We start from the raw sequence: 20,238 nt of genomic DNA on the forward strand, positions 1-20,238 counted from the left end.
CGGTGCAGCCTCCCCGCCGGCGTGTTTGAATCTGGGTGTTTTACTTCAGGCTTTTCGTGGGTGATCAGGCAGCAATCAGGCAACGATCAGGCCGCGTTCAGCGCCTTTTCCAGCAACTGGTCAAGTTCCGCGAATTGCGGTTCGCCGACATAGCGCTTCAGAATCTTGCCGTCTTTGTCGACCAGGAAGGTCGTCGGCGTGAGCTGCACGTTGCCGAACTGCTTGGCGGCCGAGCCGTCGTCCATGGCAACTTTGAACGGCAACTGGCGGGTTTGCGTGTAGTTGGCCACGTACATCGGCGCGTCGTAGTTCATTGCGACGGCGACGAATTCGAGCCCTTTGCCCTTGAAGCGGTTATAGGTCTGGACCATCTGCGGCATTTCCTTCATGCAGGTGTCGCAGCTGGTCGCCCAGAAGTTGACCAGGTAGACCTTGCCTTTCAGATCGGCAGTCGAGACTTTCTGGCCCGACAGCAATGTGAAGGTTGCATCGGGCACGCGCTGCTGGCCGGCGAACGCGAAATAGCCGGCGGTCGCAATCGCGATGGCCACGACGGCGATGATGATGGTGCGAAGCGGATTCGCGCGCCGTGTGGCGGTGGACGGGGTGGAGCTCATGAACGGAACCTCGAGAGTCGCGCAGAACGCGCGGAACAGTACGTGGATTCGGACTGTTAAATCCGGTATTGCTTGGCGTCGCTATTGTAGCCCCATTCCGGCAACGCGGCAGCGGGCGGCCCGGGAGGCGATAATAGGACTTTACGTTCCTGTCAGTCCGATCTTCTGTCCCCATGCTCCGAACTGCTTTTCGCTTCCTCGCCCGAGTCTCGATCATCCCGTTTGGCCGTCCCGTTAGCCTTTCCCATCGCGCCCCCCGGGCAGACGGCCGCCCGGCCGGCGCCGCTTCCCCCTTTCAGCGAGCGCGAGCAGTTCTCGGCACGGTGGCCTGCACGCTGGCGTTGGGCGGCGCGTTGGCAGCGTGTTCGCCGACTTTCGACTGGCGCACCATCATGAATAACGACAACGGCTACACGGTCGACTTGCCGGCCAAGCCGGACAACGATCAGCGTGCGGTTCAGATCGACGGCAAGCCGATGCAGATGGCGATGCAAACCGCCGAAGCCGGCGACGCCGTGTTCGCGGTCGGCACGGTGATGCTGCCGAGCGATGACGAAGCGACGCAGCGTGCCGCCCTCGAATTCCTGCGCACCGGCCTCGCCCGTAACGTCGGCGCCGCGCCGGACGCGCACGCGGTGCAAATCCCGTTGGCTGCGGGCGGCAAGGTGCTGGGGCTGGAAATGAAACTGAGCGGCGAGGCTGGTTCGCAACACGAGACGCGCACCGTCTATGCGCGGCTGGTCGCGCGTGGCCGGCATGTGTATCAGGCCGCGATCATTGCCTCCAAGCCAGTGCAGCAGGAGCAGGTCGACCAGTTTTTTTCGTCGTTCCAGCTCTATTGAACGTTTAAAGCGGCATGTTTTCTGGTCGACCCGGCGCGCGGTAAGTCTGTAGAGGATAGTGAAAGTTCCTTCGTAGCATCGCGCGCTAATTCCCGGTTTACGTTGAAGTTTTCCGGTTACTCACAGGTCCTGTGGATAACTCTGTTGAGAACTTCGCGGTTTTTGCCGTAGATGCCCATCCCGTGGGCATCCTGTCAGATTGAGTTCACTCCGGTCATGGGAAAAAGTCCAATCGAATCAATGCCTTTTGGATGCATGCTTCCGCGTGCCTTTCAGATGTTTCAAAATCTATCCGGAACGCGTACGTGTGCATAAGTCAAGTCTTGACAGCCGATTTTTCGCCTTATACGGACCCAAAAGCCCGGCGATACTGGACGGCTTCACCGACTTGCGCGGCGCTCGGCATGGCGGTGCCGGCGAGGTCGGCGATGGTCCGCGCCACCTTCAGAACTCTGTAGTAAGCACGCGCCGACCAGCCGAAGCGCTCACCGGCCTGGCGCAGCAAAGCTTCACCTTCTGCGTCGGGGCGGCAGACCTCGTCCACTTCCCGTCCGCCCAGTTCACGATTGGTTTTGCCTTGCCGGGTCAGTTGCCGTTCACGGGCGGCATTCACCCGTAGGGCGATCGCCGCACTGGATTCACCGATGGTGCTGGAACGCGCCGACAACTCAGCTGGCGTGAGCGCAGGGATTTCGAGCTGGATGTCGATCCGGTCGAGCAGCGGCCCGGACAGCTTGCGCAGGTAACGCGCCGCGATCTCCGGCGTGCAGCGGCAGCGACCATTGGGGTCGCCGCGCCATCCGCAGGGGCAGGGGTTCATCGCGGCGATCAGCTGGCAGGCTGCTGGAAAATCCGCTTGCAACGCAGCGCGCGAGATGGTGATGCGCCCGGCTTCGAGAGGTTCGCGCAGGGTCTCCAGCACATGGCGGTCGAATTCCGGCATTAGGTTCCCGTTTCTGTCTGTATGTTTTAATGTGTGGAAGGCTCTGGCAAGTTTGCTTTTATTCGTTACCGACACAAGGTATCTAAATGAATACAAACAATGTGCGAGCGATCCACATAAGTCCATCGGCACTCGGGACATGGAACTCCATTGCGCAGTTCGTTGGGTTGACTCCTGCTGCGGATATGAGTCCTCGTTATCAAACGTTACCCAGTGTGGCCCTCATTGTGAACTCAGACGATGGCTTACCGCTGTGGGCGCCAACCTTGTTTCTGGCCCGAAGTGCGACACGAAGCCGCGGGGTCACCGGCGACACTTGCCGGACCTATGCCGAATGTCTGATCGACTGGATTCGGTTCACCACCACCGCCGGCAGTACGCTGGAGCGCGTCAATGAGGAACTCCTCCAGCGATACCGCGCAGAGCTTCGCCATGAGCGTGCTGGTCCCCGATATAAGACGTCGTCGGCCACCGCAAACCTCCGCGTTACTGTGGCCTCGATATTCCACCTATGGTGCCAAAGCCACGGCTTCCCGTCTCCGTTGGGTGCATTTCTTTTGGAGCGAGAGAAGGATGAGCGTCGAAGACCACTTATGCCTGGCGTCCTTCACCGGCATCCGCGTTTGCTCAACACGGATGAAATCAAGGGGTTATTTCAGTTCGCGCGGATGCCCTATAAGCTGGCCTTTCGGTGGGGCCTGACGACGGGGATGCGCCGGTTTGAGGTAGCTATGCTGCCGCGCTCGCTGCTTCCCACACCAGAACAATTGGAGCAGCTGGACGGTGAGTTCGCGTCGGTCGTAATTAGGCGAAAAGGCGGCAGGGAACTCGCGATTTATCCGCCAAAATCCCTGGTCGAAGAGACCAATTGGTACATCATGACTGATCGGATATCGCCTTTCGAAAAGTTCGACGATTACGTTTTTATAAATCGATCTCGATTTCCTGTGTCACGCCAGGCACTGACGAATGAATTCCGTCGTTGCGCTGATTTGATAGGAAGTGCTGCGACACTGCATCATCTGCGTCATACGTTCGCGGTGCACGTATTGAGGTACCTCGATAGTGCAAGAAAAGGGGAAATCGGAGTTGCAAAGAATTCACTGAAGGTACTTCAGGTCCTTCTCGGGCACGCACACGTCGAAACGACCGAGATCTACCTACGCGCGGCGGAAGTCACAGGGCGCGATGCAATGGCCGCATTAGAGAGCCTTTACAGGACTTCCCATGAAACTGACGCGTGAACGATCGGCTTTAGTCCATCGACTGGTGGATGAAGGTGGTCATCTCGTCGCAACATTGGATTTATCTGCGCTCGAAGTTTCGCCCGTGATCGCCGCAGCGTTGTTGCGAGCCCACGACGCAGAATACGGACACACGGCAATCGAAACTCAGAAGCAGGTATTCCGCTGCATTCGAAAGCTTATTCTATGCTTGCAGCAATCAAAAATTGCTTTTCAGCTGCCTCTTCCTTCATCGATCGCCAATATGTTTCACGATTGGCTCGAAGCGTCCCATTTAGTCGGTAGCACCGCTCAGAGTCACCAGAATACTGTCTTCACGATTCTACGCTGGTGCCGGCGCAATACCCCTGAAGTTATCTCGGATCATTCGTTTATCGGAGGGCATGGATTTGCAAGGAATGAGCCTGAAAAAAGGAAAGGTGTTGATGAAGATTCGGTCAAGCTTATACTTGCTCACTGCTATGACGAAATTGAAAAAATAGAAGCGAGGTTTGAGTTTGGGAGGCGCTTGGTTGAGGGGAGTTATGCGGAGAGCGAGGAAAACAATTTTCTGTCTCGCACATTGATCGATTTGCTCAGAATCGGGAAGGGGCGCATTCCGAATCAGCATATTATTGTGAACTCAAAACTCTCTCTTTCCCGAAGAGTGGCTGCGTGCGGAGGATTGCAATATGCTCGGTCTCTGGTGTATTTGACGACCGGAGATGCTTTTCCGTTCTATATGGCAGTCGTTACGCAAACGGGTGGCAATCCTATGGCAATTCGATTGTTAGAGTTGAACTGTATAAAGCCGCATCCGCTAAGAAGCGATCTCGAATTTTTATGCTGGGATAAAGAGCGAGCGAAATCTGAGCAACGTCAGGACTATCCGGTCGGTAAGAAATGGTCGGCCCCCAATATTGTTCGCCGACTGCTTAAGTTAAATGAAAGCGTTCGGCTGGACGCGCGATCGAGCATGAGAAGCAAGGTATTTTTGGCTCGGGGCTTAAGGCGGGATGAGCCGGAGGTACCCTCGGTGCAATCATTTCATAATTATCTGGCGGCCTTCATTGATAGATATAAGATTCAGGAATTCGATTTTGAAGACATGAGAACTACTGTGGCCAGGGTTCTTCATAAGGATTCTCATGACATCGAGATCCCTAAAAAACGTTTGAATCACAAAAATGTGAAAACGACGTCCAGGTATACGTCAATTGAAGAGTTTCCGTTGCAGTGGCATGACAAAATTACTGAGTTTCAGGGGATTTTGATAAGTCAGGGGAGTGTTGAAGGTGTGTCCAAACGGAATGGTGGTTATGAAGGGATTGCCAAAAAACCTGCCGAAACTGTATTCGGTTTCGGTTGTCGTGATCCCTTTGCTGGAGCCGATGGTATTACGCCAAAAGGGACGCGTTGCACTAATTTTACTGGGTGCAGCACGTGTATTGGGAGCGTAATTCCTCTTGATGATCCGCGTGTTATATCGAGAATCCTTGCTGCAAGGGTAGCATTGGAAGCGGCACAGCAAGATGCGCTTGTACATGGATGGTCAAGTCGATTTGAGGCCGTCTATGGCGATACGCTTTCAATTATCAATACAACTATCTTGCCTTCCGTGTCTCCTGTGGTCATGGAGAAGGCAAGGAAACTTATGAATGTCAGCAGTATCCCTGTTCTCGAATAGATTGGAGGGATATATGGGATCAAGTGGACGAAATGTAACGCACCTCGAACATGTTCCGTTACTGGAAGACAAGGACCTTGCCATTCGATGGGATACCTTGATCCCATCTGGAAAGGGCACACGACATCAGCGACATGTCCTGATGAAATCGACCAAGCAGCTATTCCAGCTAATGTACGGGGCGTCAAACATTAGAGGGAAGCACTACGGCGAAACAACGAAGCTTCAGGGGTTCGGTAACCTGCGCGTGCTGGCGAGATGGATGGTGAGAAACTCGATATGGCGCTTCTCCGATATCTCACAGAAGGATATTGTTAAGTTTATTGCGAGCCGCCGTCCAAGAAAGGACGCATTGTCAGAGCGCACAGTCGCAAGCTGGATATCGAAATTTCAGCTTATGTTTGATTTGGCAGGGAAGTACGATTTTTCGCTCACGGTGGATATTCGGACGATAGATGATCAAATATACGAAAAGGTTCGGGGGCGCCCCGCTCGGCCATGGAAATCTCTTGACGCCAATATCACGATTGCACTTATCAGAGATGCACTTCAGTGGATTCAAGACTTTGCGCCGTTTTTTGAGAGTGTCGCGGAGGAGTCATGGCTCCGTAGCAGGCGCACGATTGGCCTCAGTAAAAAAAAGCGCAGTGTTGTGTCAGATAAATTCTATAAGCAAATATTCGAAAGGCCAGAGTATCAAAAGTTGGCAGAGTCACTCGATTTTTCTGGACCTGTTTATAAAACAATCTCTGTAGGACTGTCGGTTATGGAGGGTGCTTGTGCTTTTTTATTGCTGGTACTGGTCGGTTTGCGAGTGAGTGAATTGCTATCCTTGAATAAGGATTGCTTGATATTTGAAGAGGTGGAAGGTAAATCAGGCCTTGGATATATCAAAGGGGTCGCAGCCAAGAAGCAGGGGCGTGCGAGGCGCTGGGTAGCCGGGCCCCCGGTTCAGGAAGTAATTAATTTCCTTCTGCGCCTTACGAGACATACCCGGTCGCCACGCATTAAAAGTCAAGCGCTGTTGCTGAGTCGATCGAAAGGCTCACCGCTGTTCTGGATCGGATCAGCTCCGACTCGGTGGGGTTCCGTGACCTTGAGCAATCGAGTGAAATTATTCGCATGTAGTGGTATGAGAAAGGGAGGCGCAAAGGTTAGCCATTTGCACCCACATATGCTGCGAAAGACGTTTGCGCAGCTCGCTGTTTTACGAGACAAAAGTAGATTGGAACCCGTTGCTGCGCAGTTGGGGCACGTCTACCAATCGTTTACCGATAATCGATACATCGGAATTGATCATGACTTGGCGACCCTTCTTGCAGAAGAGGATAGAAGAGAATTAGCTAGCGGACTCGAAGTATTACTGACTTCTACGGCTGTTGGGGGAAAAGGAGCTGCGGCTTTGAGCGCGGTTCGAGAGCAAGCTGCGAAATTTCGAGGTAAAAAGACGCTCCGTGCATTTATCGAAAAGCTGATTGACAGAGGCGTTTTACTGGGCCCCTGTCATTGGGGTTTTTGCGTTTACTCACGTAGTCACTCCGCGTGCGATGGAAGCGACACCGGCCCGAATCCAGTAAACCGGGCACCAGATGTCTGTGCCACATGCGTCAACTTGGCCGTGACCGAAAAACATATTTCTTGGTGGAACGAACGCGCTCGTGATCAGGAACTGTTCTTGGAGCGCCCTCGTCTTCCTGTGCAGACACGTTTAGTTGTCGAGGAGAAGCTAAAAAAATCTCGCTCAGTGCTTGCTGGTTTGGTTAAGGCGAGCGCCGGCGTTGCATCTACCAGTCCCGAGAAAATCTAGAGAATATTATGAACGAACAGTGCTCTCAAAACTCAAGTGATACCTTGGACGTACGTGAGCGAGTGCAGGCAGCTATATTGTTTCTGCGCGAGAACAATGGGCTCAAAGCCATAACGGTATCAGCGGTTTGTCGTGCTGCGGGCGTGAGTCGATCCAGTTTATATCAACGCCATCGCGACATTGTTGACGAGATTTCGCAGTGCACGAGGCCTGCCCCGGCGGAAAGTGCATCGAGACTGGATCATGAATGAACGGCGCTCTCAAAACTCAAGTGATACCTTGAACGTACGTGAGCGAGTGCAGGCAGCTATATTGTTTCTGCGCGAGAACAATGGGCTTAAAGCCGTAACGGTATCAGCGGTTTGTCGTGCTGCGGGTGTGAGTCGGGCCAGTTTATATCAACACCATCGCGACATTGTTGACGAGATTTCGCAGTCCGCGAGGACTGCCCCGGCAGAAAGCGCATCGGAAACTGGAGGCTCTCGGCGTGTTAAAGGCATAGATCAGCATGTGAGCGAACTTCAGCATCGCCTGCGTGAGTCGGAAGCAAGATACCGGGCGGTGCTATACGTCTGTCTTGAGCAGCAGGCCGAACTCGTCGCACTACGACAAGAACTGGAGAGTCAACTTGCGTCTCGAATGCCTGGCGCTCGAACCCGGACAATGAAGCGGAAGTAAAAGATGCTTGTGAGGACATCAATTCGTTTTCGGGGCGCGCCGACGTACAGGTTTGCACGCCGCCTGGGGGGCGAGAACACTGCAACTGTCGATGTACGCATAGACCCAGCCGCAAGATCTGTGCGCCGCTGTTGCTAACGTGGTTCGCCAGTGTGTGGGTCATCCGGTATTGCCGGATTCGTGTTGCTGTCGTTTGCCGACAGATCGATCTTCCTCGAACGCCCTCTTGCGTGGAATCCGAGTCGCGGCTCCGCGCGCTATCCCGCGTCAAGGCGAAGAGCGGGGAAGCCACCTGATGAACGGCCGCACTACCTCCAGACGATTGCTCGACCGATCTGCGAATCGCGGCACGCGTTGAAAAATTGCAATTGTTAAAAAGATATCCGCATATACTGCTACTAGATAACGTGACGGGCAGAGGTAGATGAGTAACAGGACGGTCCAGCAGTTGCTCCGGGGATGCCAGCGCGGCCACCCTATCAACTCCGCCATGCTCAAAGAAATGGGGATAAGCAACGCCCTTGCTGCCTATATGGTCAGGGCCGGCTGGCTACGGCGCCTTTCGCAGGGCGTCTATCTTTTGACCGGCGACGCTCCCTCCCTGGACGGTGCGATCACTTATCTGACCCGGTGCATACCAGGCCTTCATGTGGGCGGCAAGACAGCTCTTTCCTGGCAGGGTGTCCGCCACAACATCGCATTCCGGGAAAAGGTTGTGTTATGGGGGCGGAGATCGCATCGCATTCCTGCTTGGGTAGATGACTTGATGAGCTATTCGTACCAGACCACCGATCTATTCGACGGCAACCTACCCTACGATACGGGACTTAGACCCCTGCCGGCAAGGTCTCCGGAAGTGTTGGTCTCAGTGCCTGAGCGTGCCATCCTTGAACTGGCTAGCGACGTCGGGAAAGGGCAGTCAATGGAGGAAGCGAGCAACCTTTTAGTCGGTTTGCGTAACCTCCGCTCCGACGTGCTGGACGAATTTTTGAGGCACTGCAAACGGGTAAAGGTTGTCAGGCTTGTGCGTGATTTCGGGCGCGAAGCCGATTTTGCGTGGGCACGCGACCTCCAGAAGCACGTAGACCGTCTTGGCGCTGGGAAGCGATGGTCGAACAAGACAAAGAACGGCCGTTTGACACTTAAACCATAGGTGCCAGCGAGATTCCGTGCGCTCAACCGCCCGTCGTAGCAGCGAACCATGACTGGCGCCCCATCGTCCCTATACTTGCTTGTACTCGCATGGTCTGGATTCGACGGCGTCAACCGCTGGGATCGGTTGCGGTACTGCGCTTTCAAGATGTTCTTCCAAGTTACCCCCTCGGTCTTGGATGGAGATTGGGACGCGGACCTTGCGGCCTGCAAATTCTGAATCGCTAATACAGGAAATGCACCCAGTCAAATTGCGACTTGTCCGCACGGATCGCTGTAATCACCAACAGGCTAACGCAATAAAGACTCAAGAATGGATTTTGACCTGCCGTAAACCATAGGGATTGGTTTTTTCGGTGAGATAGGCGATGAGTACAAAAGAAGCCGTAGAGGCCCGCTACGCTGAGATATGCGACGCTTTGGGGATTGCCAGTAGGCCAACCCTAAAGCTCGTTCCGGAGTTAGAGCAGTTTTCGCGCCGATTAGCCGGTGTGTATGTGGCACGGCATCATACACTTACGCTACCGGCGAGCGACGAGCCGAACGACTTTGTCATCGTGCACGAGCTTTGCCATTCTGTGGCAGCTCGGACAATCGGCTACAGAGGGTCTCATGGGGCGCCCTACCTAGCTCTATTGCATCTTGCCTGTCTCCATTATTTCCCAAGCTATAACGGCACAATCATTGAGCTTACGGTTAGCGGAGAGTGGCCATTGCTCGTTCCGCGACGCTGGCGTGAAAGGGAGATTGAAGCTGCAAGACAAGTTGCTAACTTAGTGCAGACTGAGTGTGAAGGCGCTGAGCGTCCGTCGATCGAGTCGTTGGCAGAGCGTGTAAAACATTACTTCCCTGAGCGAGTGGACGGGCATATGTCGATGCTTGGTCGATGGCGAGATCGCGCGATGACGCAAAAGGGAGTATGGATGGGCTATTGGTGCGTCTTTGCTACCGCTTTGACGTTGATCCTGACCTACTGCGCGCGCTGGTTGCCGTCAGCTTCATTTCGTGGCGAACTGATTGTACGGGTGAGTTGCTTTTGGGCGGGTAGTGTCACCTGCGTATTGATGATATCCGCAGTACAAAACCTGCTGAACAAGGTTGGCGATGCTAAACGGCGTTTGAGGGGGATATTCAAAAGATCCTGATTCCGACGTTGACTGTAGGCCGCGGTTTATTTGGTGGCACAAATCACTGCTGTCGGCGGTGAAGGGATGGGCTTCAGCGGCTACCGGGGATGAATCTGCGGAAGGCGCTTGGTGACGCCCACAACTCCCTTCCAACGTTGCATGCCGTGATGAACGCCGCTGCTGGGTCTCGCAGAGCCGCCTTAGCTGCAAAAAGGCTTGGCGGGTAGGGTGCGATGGCCGCGTGGAATCAGATGACAGATGGCGATGTGGCAGAAGTAGACAAGATCGTTGCATCCATTAGGAGCAATCCTTCCGATCCCGAACTGGTATTCGTCGAGATGATCGATAAAGGCATCATCACACCAGTACCACCGGCTCACGATCAACCTCGTTCATGGTCTACCCCCCCGCCGACCTATATTGAAGCGCGAACGACCGTTAAATCTTGGACGGGGTCGTCAGATTCATGTTGCTCGGAGGGCCGAGAAGGGTCGTGTTATGCCTTTTGTATCGAACGCAAGGCCGAGGCGATCGTCGCGCTCGATCGTCGGACTCTGGTCGGCCAGAAGCGGACGTCCAAGTGGCTACCGGTATTCTGCTCCCAATCAAGCCAACCTAGCCGGAGCATGAACCGTTTCGCGGAGGGTGTAATCTGCGCCGTTAGCCGGTGGTCGTAGAGGGTGACCGGAGAGGGTAGTGCAAGACCTTCCAGGCTGCGATGAAAGGCAGTCGTGCGACCGCCGCAACATGCGTCACGGTATCGATAGACGGGAACTGGTCCGAAGTGCAAATCGTCGGGGCGGGCGGGGGCGGAAAGCTAACGTCATTCAAACAGATGCAGACGAAGATGAATTGCACCGCCAGAGACAAAGAACTAAACACAATCATCGCATGACATTTTAAAGTGACGGTACATGGTTAATTTCAAGAAACACCTCGCCGGCAAGGTCGCGACCAAGCCAGTCGATCCTGTGGCCCTTTATGGCACGCTCGATCGTGCGCATGATAAGGGTCCTTTGCGGCCCGCCCAGGAAGCGATCCTCATGGCCTGGCATCAGACTCAGGCCAAGACGCGCGACGTCATTGTCAAGCTCCACACCGGGCAGGGCAAGACTCTGGTCGGCCTGCTCATGCTGCAGTCGCGTCTGAACGCCGAGAAATCCCCGGTCGTTTATCTCTGCCCAGATCATTTTCTGATCAACCAAACCTGTGAACAGGCCAAACAGTTTGGCATCCGGACCTGCACCAGCGACGGCGATCTGCCCGAAGAATTCCTCAATGGCGATCGCATCCTAGTCACGTCTGCGAGCAAACTTTTCAATGGCATGACGAAATTCGGTTTGCATCGTCAGTCCATCCAGCTTGACACCGTCCTCATGGACGACGCACATGCCTGTGCCGACCGAATCCGCGAACAGTGTCGCATTCGTATCCCGAGGGACGAGCCCGCCTATGCGGGGCTTCTGGCGCTGTTCGGTACCGAACTCGAGCAGCAAGGGACCGGTACCTTTGCCGAGATCGAGAATGAAAAAAGGGACGCCTTTCTTCCGGTGCCCTATTGGAGCTGGCTCGCGCACGAGAGCGAGATCGCTTCCATCCTGGCACAGAATTCTGATCGCCAGTCGATCAAATTCTCGTGGCCGCTGCTGAAGGACATGCTCAAGCATTGCCAGTGCATCGTCTCCGGCGCGGCGATCGAAATAGAGCCCTATGTCGCGCCGCTCGACGCCTTTGGCTCCTACGCCAAGGCGGCGCACCGCATCTTCATGTCCGCGACGGTGACCGACGATGCTTTTCTGGTGAAGGGTCTTCAGCTATCGCCCGAGACGATTTCGAACCCGCTGACGTATGCCAAGGAAACATGGTCCGGCGAGAAGATGATTCTTCTCCCCTCAGTTATCCATGAAGATCTCGATCGCGACCGCCTAGTTAAGTGGCTGGCGACGCCCGGGGACAAGCGGAAATTTGGGCGGGTCGGGCTGACACCTAGCGCGGCGCGCTCAAAAGACTGGGAATCTTATGGCGCGATCATCACCGACAAGACCAATGTCGGCGAGATTATCGACGGCCTCCGCAAGGGAGATTACGAGAAGACCGTCGTGCTCGTGAACCGTTATGACGGCATTGACCTGCCCGACTCGACCTGCCGCATCCTTATGTTCGATTCCAAGCCTTTCTCAGAAAGCCTGATCGATCTTTATGCTGAGCGAGTACGGCCCAACTCCAAGGCGACGCTCACTAAGGCCATGCGCACGATTGAACAGGGCATGGGACGCAGCGTCCGCGGTGAGAAGGACTACTCCGTCATCATCGTCGTAGGATCGGAGCTTGTGCGCACCCTTCGCGATGCGACCTCCCGCCAATATCTCTCGCCCCAGTTCGCTAAGCAGGTCGAGATTGGGATTGAGCTTGGGAAAATGGCGAAGCAGGAAATTTCCGATGGCGAGGCCCCGCTCGACGCGTTCAACGGACTAATCAGGCAGTGCCTGACCCGCGACGATGACTGGAAGACTTATTATGGCGAACAGATGGCGGATGTCGCACCGGCTGGTGCCAACAATGCCATCCTCAACATCTACGCGGCCGAACTCAAGGCCGAGAAGGCCTATATGGCGGGCGACTACGGCGCGGCGGCTGCAATCCTGCAGAGCCTGCTCGACAGTGGCAGCGTGGATGCCGATGACAAGGGCTGGTATCTGCAGGAGCGAGCCCGCTACTTCCACAGCTCGGCGCGGCTTGACTCCCAAGATCAGCAGAAAGCCGCGCACAAGAGCAACATGCTGCTCCTTAAGCCGGCAACCGGCGTGAAGGTTACCAAGCTGACGGTCCGCAGCCAAGGGCGGGTTGAGAGGGTCCAGAAATGGATCCGTAGCTTCGACAACTATGGCAATCTCGATGTCGCTGTCTCGGATATTTTGGGGCGGCTCGTGTTCGGCGTGAAGGCCGACAAGTTCGAGCATGCGCTCAACGAACTGGCCTTTGCACTCGGATTTGCCGGCGAGCGTCCCGATGCGGAATGGAAAGAGGGTCCCGACAACCTCTGGGCGCTTGATGACGACCATTACCTCCTCATCGAATGCAAAAGCGAAGTCGATGTCACCCGTGCCGAGATCAACAAGCGCGAAGCTGAGCAGATGAACCGATCCTGCGCCTGGTTCGACAAGCATTATCCTGGGTTCGGCGCCAAGCGGATCATCATTCATCCGTCGGGCAAGATCCAGAGTGCTGCGGCGTTCACCCATGAGGTCGAGGGCATGCGTGAGAACGATCTCAAAAAGCTCATGAAATCGTGCCGCGCTTTCTTCAAGTCCTTTGAGGGACTGAATTTCAAAGATCTTTCCGACGAGCATACGCAGAAATTGATCGATCTTCACAATCTGTCCGTGTCTGCGATTTTGTCCTCTTACTCGCAGAAGCTAAAGAATCTGAAATAGGAAAGCTAAACGGTGCCCCGCCGATTCCAGCGACGATTGCCGAAATCGGTGGGACGCTACCGCGGTTTCTACACAATTTTGCATCGGTTAATGCGATATTTATCCCAATTTTATTGCCAGTTTTCCGGACTTAATTGTGTTGAAACACCGAGCGCTAACATTCAGCCGGCGCCACAAACCCGACAATCTGCAAGCGGGCGATTCACTGTTCAGAAATGCGCAAGTGGCGACGTACTGGATTCGTCTCGGCAACTGATGCCCTCGTCCAAATGGCCGCTGCAGTTCCCAAAGGCCTACGCTGGCGGGTGGGGGGGGGGACTTGCGGTATTGGGTCGGGTGCGCTTGCTCACGTGAGGCGGGACCCGGCCAGGAACGGTCATCGAACTACTTTTGGCGTCCGTCCGCTGCACTCGCAACATCGGTCGCTCAGTGTGCCTTACCACAGCGGACAGACCAAGACCCCGGCATGCTCGAAATTCTCACGGCGCCTAAAATCCCAGCTTGATCTGGCTGTCTTTAGGGTGGTTGCGCGGCCTTCCCAGTGTCATCGTGAGCGCGAAGGCGGCCAGCTTTCCGAATGGCGCGTGGAGTAACCTTCCCAGGCTCCAGCGCCCCTGGATGAACACGCCTTTGGCGTGGCTCATCGCCCGGAATCCCTCGATTCCATGATAGGCACCCATTCCACTCGGGCCAATACCACCGAACGGAAGATCGTCCTGAGCGACGTGCATGATCGTGTTGTTCACCCCGACGTTGCCCGACGTGGTCCGTTGCAACACCAGGTCACGCTCGCTGATGTCTGACCCAAAGTAATACAGTGCGAGAGGACGATCCCGGGAATTCACATAGTCGATGACCTGCCCGATCGCGCGATACGTGCGCACCGGGAGGATCGGTCCGAAGATTTCCTCCTGCATGATCTTCATCCCGTCGCTCACGCCTATGACAAGCGTCGGCGGCATCGTCCGGACCCGTGTGGTCGCCCGTTCGGGATGCAAACCCGCTTTGATCACAGTTGCTCCCTTCTGTCGGGCATCTTCGACGAGATCCAGAAGCCGGGCATGGTGTCCGTCGCTCACGATAGACGTGTAGTCGTCGCTCGTCGGTCCATCCGGATAAAACCGGGCGACTGTTTCCATGTACGCCTGAACGAATCTGTCACGGTCGTCTTCGTGAACCAGCGCGTAGTCAGGTGCTACGCAGGTTTGGCCGCCATTGGACAGCTTCCCGAACACGATGCTGTTCATGGTCTGCTCATTGGCGTGACCTCGAGAGACGATCACTGGGCTCTTTCCGCCAAGCTCCAGCGTCAAGGGTACGAGATGATCACTTGCCGCTTTCATGACCTTCTTGCCGACCTGTGTGCTGCCTGTGAAGAGCAGATGGTCGAACGGAAGGCGACTGAATTCGGCGCCGACCTCCGGGCCTCCGAGCACGACTGCGACCTCTTCGGGTGCAAAGATTTCGGTCAGCATGCGGCTGATCACGTCGCTTGTTCGCGGCGTCAGTTCCGACGGCTTCAGCATCACGCGATTCCCAGCCGCGAGAGCCGTCGCGAGCGGAATCATGTTCAACGAGACTGGATAGTTCCATGGCGCCATGACACCAATGATGCCCTTCGGCTGATACTCCACGTAAGCCTGGCCGGATCGATAGACAAAGCCTACGTGCCGGCGCTCGCGCTTCATGAAACGCGGCAGCTTGCGCGACAGATAGTCGATCGCCTGAATGATCCCTGCCAGCTCCATGATGCCGGTTTCGTGTCGTGAACGGTTCCCGAAATCGGCGCTGATTGCAGTCTCTATCTCGTGGCGATACGCAAGTACCGCGCCGCGCAGCCTTGCCAGTTGCCTCCTACGTCTCCCGATATCCGGCACGGGCTGGCTGAGGAAAGCTGTTCGCTGAAGATCGAGCAGCGACACCAGACTGCGGGCAACGGTCGGTTCTGCGATTGCATTCATCGAAATCCTCCAGACGAGTCAATGTAGCCACTGTCAACTTGATTGCGGCTGAGGATAGATTGATAATGTGTTCCCTGTCAACATCGATTTGGTTTCAGATGCCAACGAACGACGATCAACCGAAGCAATACCATCATGGAGATCTGCGGCGCGCGATCATGGACACCGCGCTGCTGATGCTGGAGCAACAGCACGGCTGGCAATTTACTTTGCGCGAGATCGCCCGGCGCGCGAACGTCAGCCATTCCGCGCCATACCGTCATTTCCCTGACAAGGCGTCGCTGCTTCACGAGCTTGCGCTGGTAGGCTTCGACCGATTGCGCGAGGCGTTGGATGCCGAAATTGACACAGACGCCGGTGTTCCTGCGCAGCTGCGCTCGCTGGCGTATGCATATCTCGGATTCGGAGAGCGAAATCCAAGTCTCTACAGGCTGATGTTCAATACGGATGCCGGTGAACCATCCGACATTCATACTGATCCGCGCACGCAGGCTCCGTTTCTGCTCGTCGTTTCCGTCCTTGAGTGGGGCCAGCGCGATGGCACCATTCGTTCGCGACCCGCCCTTGGGCAAGCGACAGCATGCTGGGCGCATCTGCACGGACTGACGATGCTATCGATTGACGGCCGTCTGGTGCCGGAAAAGGTAGGCGACAACGCGATTGGGGATGCGTTGACAACACTCATGGATGGACTCGTGGTGGGCGGGACGGAAGTCATTCATCCCTCGTCAGAAAAACCTTGACCTTCAAGTTCACTTAAAAGTTATCGTGCAGTCTGCACCGCGATTTTCGACGCGGGAAATCATAGAGAGATGACTCATCATGACCAGACGGATACTCCTTGTCGTCAGCAATGTCGCGAATTACGCCGATCAGTCGGAGCCGACGGGGCTGTGGCTGTCGGAGCTGACTCATGCGTGGCATATCTTTGCGCAGAAGGGGTATACGCAGCAGATGGTGAGTCCGAAAGGCGGCTTGTCGCCCCTTGAACCGCGCTCACTCAAATGGCCGCTTGCCGATGCATCCGTCAAGGAATGGCTCGGGGATAGCGGCCGCCAGCAGTTACTCGCAAGCACTGCCGCGCCCGACGAGATCAATCCGGCCGATTTCGACGCCATCTACTACACTGGCGGCCACGCAGTGATGTGGGACTTTCCCGACGATGCAGCCTTGCAGCGGATTACGCGAGAGATCTACGAGCGTGACGGGATCGTCTCGTCGGTCTGTCACGGCTACTGCGGATTGCTTAACACAAGGCTATCAAACGGCAACCTGCTGGTCGCGGGACGGCGTCTGACGGGCTACTCATGGGTTGAGGAAGTGCTGGCTGGCGTCGCCAAAAAGGTACCGTATAACGCCGAGGAAGAAATGGTCCGCCGCGGCGCACTCTACGAGAAGGCGCTCATCCCGTTCGTTTCTAAAGTCGTGACCGATGGACGCCTCGTGACCGGCCAGAATCCGCAGTCTGCCAAGGCGACTGCAACGCAGGTCGCGGCGTTGCTTGGCGACTGAGGGAAACGAGGTCTAGCGAGGCCCTCGGCTCTTGCCAGGTCGATGCAAGGCAATCGCACCGGGGGCGTGGCTTGCGATCGTTCGCTCGCGTATCTGCGTGAGCACCCTTCTCGCATTTGCGTTGCAGTCCATCTCATCGGGCTTGTTCTCGATCTCCGCGACCAGCGATACGAGATGCGCTTTGGTCCGCGCCATTCTCGCCTCCATCGCTTCGATGTCCAGAACCTTCTGGCGCAATGTGTCGAGCGCCGGGCCGTGCTGCCAGTTCGCCATATCGGATGGAAACATCGTGGCGATTTCGTCGAGGGAAAAGCCTGCGTCCTGCGCTGCCGTAACCAGTTCGAGTTCGAACACAGCCTCTGGCGGATAGGTCCGGTAGCCATTGGGCTTTCGCTGGACAGCCTTCAGCAGACCCAAACGCTCATAAAAGCGTATCCGGGAACTGGCGATCCCGGTTCGCTCGGAAAGCTCACCAATTTTCATTACAGCAGCGCTCCGGATCGTGTTGGAAGATTCAGGACAATCTGCGCGTCCTTGACTACGTCCATACGCAGAATGGTCGAGGCACCCAGACCGTCGAGCAGCTGGCTCAGCGGGCCGCCATGACGTGTCAGTGTTACGTCGCGCGGAAGGAGGCGTTGAGCAAACGTCAGCGTGTTGGTTTGCACCAGCGTCTGATGCCAGGCGCCGTCGACGCGATGAATCATCATCGTGGTACCCATGTGCGATTGCGGCGCAACTGTCCGCAGGGCGGGAAGGGGAGCATGGACGGACAGATCCGGTTGGCCCCCCAATGCAGAGATGCTGGCTGCGACATCGGCACCGATGTTCACGTTAATGTCCGCGAGCCACTTCGGTAGCTGATAGCCATATACACCGCGCACCCTTGCGATCTCTGTCGTCACAGGAAGCGCGAGGACATGCGCGCAGAAATTGCGTCGGCGAATCGAGTCAAGTAGCTCAAGTGTATGTGATCCGCGCGCACCTGGCCGCCGGATCACCACCGCCACAGACACTTCATCGTAGGGATCGTTATCGCAGACAGAGTACGAGAAAAAGGTGAGCGCGACGAGTCCGCGTCCCGGGAGTGCGCCCAACGGCTCAAGAGGTACTGGAAGTGTGGCGCGAAGCCGCTCCAGCGGTGCAAGTAGCAGCAACTGGACGCTGCTCGTACGATAGTAGAAGTTAGGTGCCCATGTTGGCCCGACGCGAGAGTCGACCAGTTGCTTCGGAACTCTGCGAAAAAAATCGATGTTTCCCGCTGCCGGGTCGCGTGCCACTTCATCGAGGTTCGGGTTCATCCGGAATCGGTCATAGTACCCGCCCTCGATGATTTCGACCTGTTGTGCTCCGAATTCGACCTGCGTAAGACGCCTATCCATTGAATTGACCCTTCGAGCTGTTGACCAGTGAGAGGCACGCGACGCGCGCGAGTGTTCCCACCAGAACCACTCTAAGATTCAACCCAACTTTAAGGTCAAGCGTTTCCGCAAATGCTGTGCAATTCCACCCCGTTCAGGCGCGGCCATTACCCTTGAGTGTGCTCCTCTTTGCTTTGGGTTTGGGCACCACGCCGTTCTCCGCAAGCTTGCCCATAACCCACTTTGCTCGTTCGGTGCAACTCAGATCCATTGGGCGCTTCTCGATGCTATCGATCGCAATGAGGAGACTCGCCCTGTTCTGCCTCAGCCGCTTCTGCATCGCTTCGATGTCAGCGACCTTTCGTCTGAGCGTATCTACCAGTTCACCGTGATTCCATGTTCCCTTGTTCACTGGTAGGAGATGGCGAATCTGATCGAGAGAAAAACCTGCGCGCTGCGCACTGTCGATAATCGCCAATATCGATGCCACTTCTGGCGGATAGTCGCGGTAGCCATTCGCGGTCCGCTGCACGGCACTGATCAAGCCACTTGCCTCGTAAAAACGGATGCGCGATGCGGTCAGACCCGAGCGCTCCGCAAGTTCACCGATCCTCATATGGCACTTTCAAAAAAATGTTGACCTTAAAGTGGACTTTAATCCTACAGTGATAACGCGGTCAATTTAAACGACGTTCGCTGATGGTGCGGCTTCCGCAACTGCGTTTGAGCATGGTTGGCCGGCTTCGCAGGGGCCGGCGGGGGGAACGGGAATAGGCGACGGATTGACCCTCGACAGCAGAAACTGACGAACCTTGATTTCAGCGGCCAGTTCGAAAATGCGGCCTGACAGTCGCATGTTCAACCCTGTCGTCAAGTCGTCACTTACCTATACCTAGACTGCTGGCTTGAGCGCTACGAGGATTCGAGGTGACCAGCAGGCACAACACCGATTGATAGTAAACACATCACTCTGGAGATGCGATCATGGGTTATGTCACAACCAAAGACGACGTAGAAATTTTTTACAAGGACTGGGGTCCCAAAGACGCGCCAGTCATTTTCTTCCATCATGGCTGGCCGCTCAGTGCCGATGACTGGGACGCGCAGATGTTGTTCTTTGTTGCTCACGGTTTCCGGGTAGTCGCGCACGACCGTCGGGGGCATGGGCGATCGTCGCAGGTTTGGGATGGACACGACATGGATCACTACGCCGACGATGTGGCGGCAGTGGTGAAGAAACTGGGCGTCGAAAAAGCGGTTCACGTCGGTCACTCGACGGGCGGCGGTGAAGTGATCCACTATGTCGCCCGCCACGGCGAAGATCGCGTCTCGAAAGCGGTGCTGATCAGTGCAGTTCCCCCTCTCATGGTCAAGACCGAGGCGAATCCGGGCGGCACGCCCAAGCAGGTCTTCGATGATTTTCAGGCTGCGCTTGCCGCTAACCGCTCGCAGTTCTACTACGATGTTCCGGCCGGTCCGTTTTATGGTTATAACCGTGAGGGGGCGAAGCCTTCACAGGCAGTCATCTGGAACTGGTGGCGACAGGGCATGATGGGCAGCGCCAAGGCTCATTACGACGGTATCGTGGCCTTCTCGCAGACCGATTTCACCGAAGACCTCAAAGGCGCCTCGATCCCCGTGCTGGTCATGCACGGCGACGATGATCAGGTCGTCCCGTACGCGGACTCCGGTCCGCTATCGGCAAAGCTCGCCAAAAATGGCACACTGAAAACGTATAAAGGCTTTCCGCACGGTATGCCAACGACCGAGGCGGCCACGATCAACGCAGACCTTCTGGCGTTCATCAAGGGCTAGGCAACTTGCGCGATGACTTGTGTCACGCCGTCCCCTGCGGGCTGCCTACGGGCGGCCCGTTGTGTTTCCACGGGTGAGA

The 20,238-nt window shown here is 55.9% G+C and carries 16 protein-coding genes and 1 pseudogene; 11 read left to right on the plus strand and 6 right to left on the minus strand.

Annotated elements, in window-relative coordinates:
- Window positions 1–86: 86 nt before the first annotated feature.
- Complete coding sequence (locus tag R8871_RS19490; protein WP_175051946.1) at window positions 87–617, minus strand: TlpA disulfide reductase family protein; 531 nt, start codon at window positions 615–617, stop codon at window positions 87–89.
- 173 nt (window positions 618–790) lie between these two features.
- Here R8871_RS19490 and R8871_RS19495 point away from each other — a divergent pair, with 173 nt between their 5' ends.
- Window positions 791–1,459 (plus strand): hypothetical protein, encoded by a 669-nt coding sequence (locus tag R8871_RS19495; RefSeq protein ID WP_175051947.1) that lies wholly within the window; start codon window positions 791–793, stop codon window positions 1,457–1,459.
- A gap of 343 nt (window positions 1,460–1,802) precedes the next feature.
- On the opposite strand, the pseudogene R8871_RS19500 reads toward R8871_RS19495, so the two are convergent.
- Window positions 1,803–2,402 (minus strand): annotated as a pseudogene (locus R8871_RS19500) (ATP-binding protein); the annotation flags it as partial.
- 86 nt (window positions 2,403–2,488) lie between these two features.
- Here R8871_RS19500 and R8871_RS19505 point away from each other — a divergent pair.
- From R8871_RS19505 to R8871_RS19535, 7 genes are all read left to right on the plus strand, one after another.
- Entirely contained in the window at window positions 2,489–3,646 is a 1,158-nt protein-coding gene (locus R8871_RS19505) for a tyrosine-type recombinase/integrase (RefSeq protein ID WP_175051949.1), read from the plus strand.
- A complete protein-coding gene (locus R8871_RS19510) occupies window positions 3,630–5,312 on the plus strand; it encodes a hypothetical protein (RefSeq protein WP_175051950.1) in 1,683 nt (560 codons plus the stop codon). The genes R8871_RS19505 and R8871_RS19510 overlap by 17 nt, the downstream gene beginning before the upstream one ends.
- Entirely contained in the window at window positions 5,284–7,119 is a 1,836-nt protein-coding gene (locus tag R8871_RS19515; RefSeq protein WP_175051951.1) for a tyrosine-type recombinase/integrase, read from the plus strand. Before R8871_RS19510 ends, R8871_RS19515 begins: the two co-directional genes overlap by 29 nt.
- A gap of 243 nt (window positions 7,120–7,362) precedes the next feature.
- Entirely contained in the window at window positions 7,363–7,797 is a 435-nt protein-coding gene (locus R8871_RS38855; RefSeq protein ID WP_175051952.1) for a TetR family transcriptional regulator, read from the plus strand.
- A 424-nt stretch (window positions 7,798–8,221) separates the two neighbouring features.
- Window positions 8,222–8,950, plus strand: coding sequence for a type IV toxin-antitoxin system AbiEi family antitoxin domain-containing protein (locus R8871_RS19525; protein ID WP_175051953.1), 729 nt, complete (start codon window positions 8,222–8,224; stop codon window positions 8,948–8,950).
- A 367-nt stretch (window positions 8,951–9,317) separates the two neighbouring features.
- A complete protein-coding gene (locus R8871_RS19530) occupies window positions 9,318–10,094 on the plus strand; it encodes a hypothetical protein (RefSeq protein WP_175051954.1) in 777 nt (258 codons plus the stop codon).
- 896 nt (window positions 10,095–10,990) lie between these two features.
- The gene (locus R8871_RS19535; protein ID WP_175051955.1) at window positions 10,991–13,510 is read left to right on the plus strand and encodes a DEAD/DEAH box helicase; all 2,520 of its coding nucleotides are present in this window, start codon (window positions 10,991–10,993) and stop codon (window positions 13,508–13,510) included.
- A gap of 488 nt (window positions 13,511–13,998) precedes the next feature.
- On the opposite strand, the gene R8871_RS19540 is transcribed toward R8871_RS19535, so the two are convergent.
- Window positions 13,999–15,471, minus strand: a complete 1,473-nt coding sequence (locus tag R8871_RS19540) for a coniferyl aldehyde dehydrogenase (RefSeq protein ID WP_175051956.1) — start codon at window positions 15,469–15,471, stop codon at window positions 13,999–14,001.
- Between the two features lie 158 nt (window positions 15,472–15,629).
- Here R8871_RS19540 and R8871_RS19545 point away from each other — a divergent pair, with 158 nt between their 5' ends.
- Complete coding sequence (locus tag R8871_RS19545) at window positions 15,630–16,214, plus strand: TetR/AcrR family transcriptional regulator (RefSeq protein ID WP_246287627.1); 585 nt, start codon at window positions 15,630–15,632, stop codon at window positions 16,212–16,214.
- Window positions 16,215–16,293: 79 nt separating this feature from the next.
- On the plus strand, window positions 16,294–16,983 hold the full coding sequence (locus tag R8871_RS19550; protein ID WP_175051958.1) for a type 1 glutamine amidotransferase domain-containing protein: 690 nt from the start codon (window positions 16,294–16,296) through the stop codon (window positions 16,981–16,983).
- A gap of 12 nt (window positions 16,984–16,995) precedes the next feature.
- Here R8871_RS19550 and R8871_RS19555 read toward each other — a convergent pair whose 3' ends face one another.
- From R8871_RS19555 to R8871_RS19565, 3 genes are all read right to left on the minus strand, one after another.
- Window positions 16,996–17,466 (minus strand): MerR family transcriptional regulator, encoded by a 471-nt coding sequence (locus R8871_RS19555; RefSeq protein ID WP_175051959.1) that lies wholly within the window; start codon window positions 17,464–17,466, stop codon window positions 16,996–16,998.
- A complete protein-coding gene (locus R8871_RS19560; protein ID WP_175051960.1) occupies window positions 17,466–18,365 on the minus strand; it encodes an acetoacetate decarboxylase family protein in 900 nt (299 codons plus the stop codon). Before R8871_RS19560 ends, R8871_RS19555 begins: the two co-directional genes overlap by 1 nt.
- A gap of 133 nt (window positions 18,366–18,498) precedes the next feature.
- Window positions 18,499–18,960 (minus strand): MerR family transcriptional regulator, encoded by a 462-nt coding sequence (locus R8871_RS19565; protein ID WP_175051961.1) that lies wholly within the window; start codon window positions 18,958–18,960, stop codon window positions 18,499–18,501.
- A gap of 368 nt (window positions 18,961–19,328) precedes the next feature.
- On the opposite strand from R8871_RS19565, the gene R8871_RS19570 reads away from it, so the two are divergent.
- Window positions 19,329–20,159, plus strand: coding sequence for an alpha/beta fold hydrolase (locus R8871_RS19570; RefSeq protein WP_175051962.1), 831 nt, complete (start codon window positions 19,329–19,331; stop codon window positions 20,157–20,159).
- Window positions 20,160–20,238: the final 79 nt, after the last annotated feature.

The sequence above is a fragment of the Paraburkholderia sediminicola genome, from assembly GCF_902859805.1.
Classification (GTDB): Bacteria; Pseudomonadota; Gammaproteobacteria; order Burkholderiales; family Burkholderiaceae; genus Paraburkholderia; species Paraburkholderia sediminicola.

Bases quoted from the DNA above. Each gene is read 5' to 3' on its own strand.
- R8871_RS19535 (WP_175051955.1), top strand. From the start codon at position 10,991: ATGGTTAATTTCAAGAAACACCTCGCCGGCAAGGTCGCGACCAAGCCA.
- R8871_RS19540 (WP_175051956.1), bottom strand. From the start codon at position 15,471: ATGAATGCAATCGCAGAACCGACCGTTGCCCGCAGTCTGGTGTCGCTG.
- R8871_RS19545 (WP_246287627.1), top strand. From the start codon at position 15,630: ATGGACACCGCGCTGCTGATGCTGGAGCAACAGCACGGCTGGCAATTT.
- R8871_RS19510 (WP_175051950.1), top strand. From the start codon at position 3,630: ATGAAACTGACGCGTGAACGATCGGCTTTAGTCCATCGACTGGTGGAT.
- R8871_RS19490 (WP_175051946.1), bottom strand. From the start codon at position 617: ATGAGCTCCACCCCGTCCACCGCCACACGGCGCGCGAATCCGCTTCGC.
- R8871_RS19515 (WP_175051951.1), top strand. From the start codon at position 5,284: ATGTCAGCAGTATCCCTGTTCTCGAATAGATTGGAGGGATATATGGGA.
- R8871_RS19555 (WP_175051959.1), bottom strand. From the start codon at position 17,466: ATGAAAATTGGTGAGCTTTCCGAGCGAACCGGGATCGCCAGTTCCCGG.
- R8871_RS19560 (WP_175051960.1), bottom strand. From the start codon at position 18,365: ATGGATAGGCGTCTTACGCAGGTCGAATTCGGAGCACAACAGGTCGAA.
- R8871_RS19525 (WP_175051953.1), top strand. From the start codon at position 8,222: ATGAGTAACAGGACGGTCCAGCAGTTGCTCCGGGGATGCCAGCGCGGC.
- R8871_RS19550 (WP_175051958.1), top strand. From the start codon at position 16,294: ATGACCAGACGGATACTCCTTGTCGTCAGCAATGTCGCGAATTACGCC.
- R8871_RS19505 (WP_175051949.1), top strand. From the start codon at position 2,489: ATGAATACAAACAATGTGCGAGCGATCCACATAAGTCCATCGGCACTC.
- R8871_RS19530 (WP_175051954.1), top strand. From the start codon at position 9,318: ATGAGTACAAAAGAAGCCGTAGAGGCCCGCTACGCTGAGATATGCGAC.
- R8871_RS19565 (WP_175051961.1), bottom strand. From the start codon at position 18,960: ATGAGGATCGGTGAACTTGCGGAGCGCTCGGGTCTGACCGCATCGCGC.
- R8871_RS19570 (WP_175051962.1), top strand. From the start codon at position 19,329: ATGGGTTATGTCACAACCAAAGACGACGTAGAAATTTTTTACAAGGAC.
- R8871_RS38855 (WP_175051952.1), top strand. From the start codon at position 7,363: ATGAATGAACGGCGCTCTCAAAACTCAAGTGATACCTTGAACGTACGT.
- R8871_RS19495 (WP_175051947.1), top strand. From the start codon at position 791: ATGCTCCGAACTGCTTTTCGCTTCCTCGCCCGAGTCTCGATCATCCCG.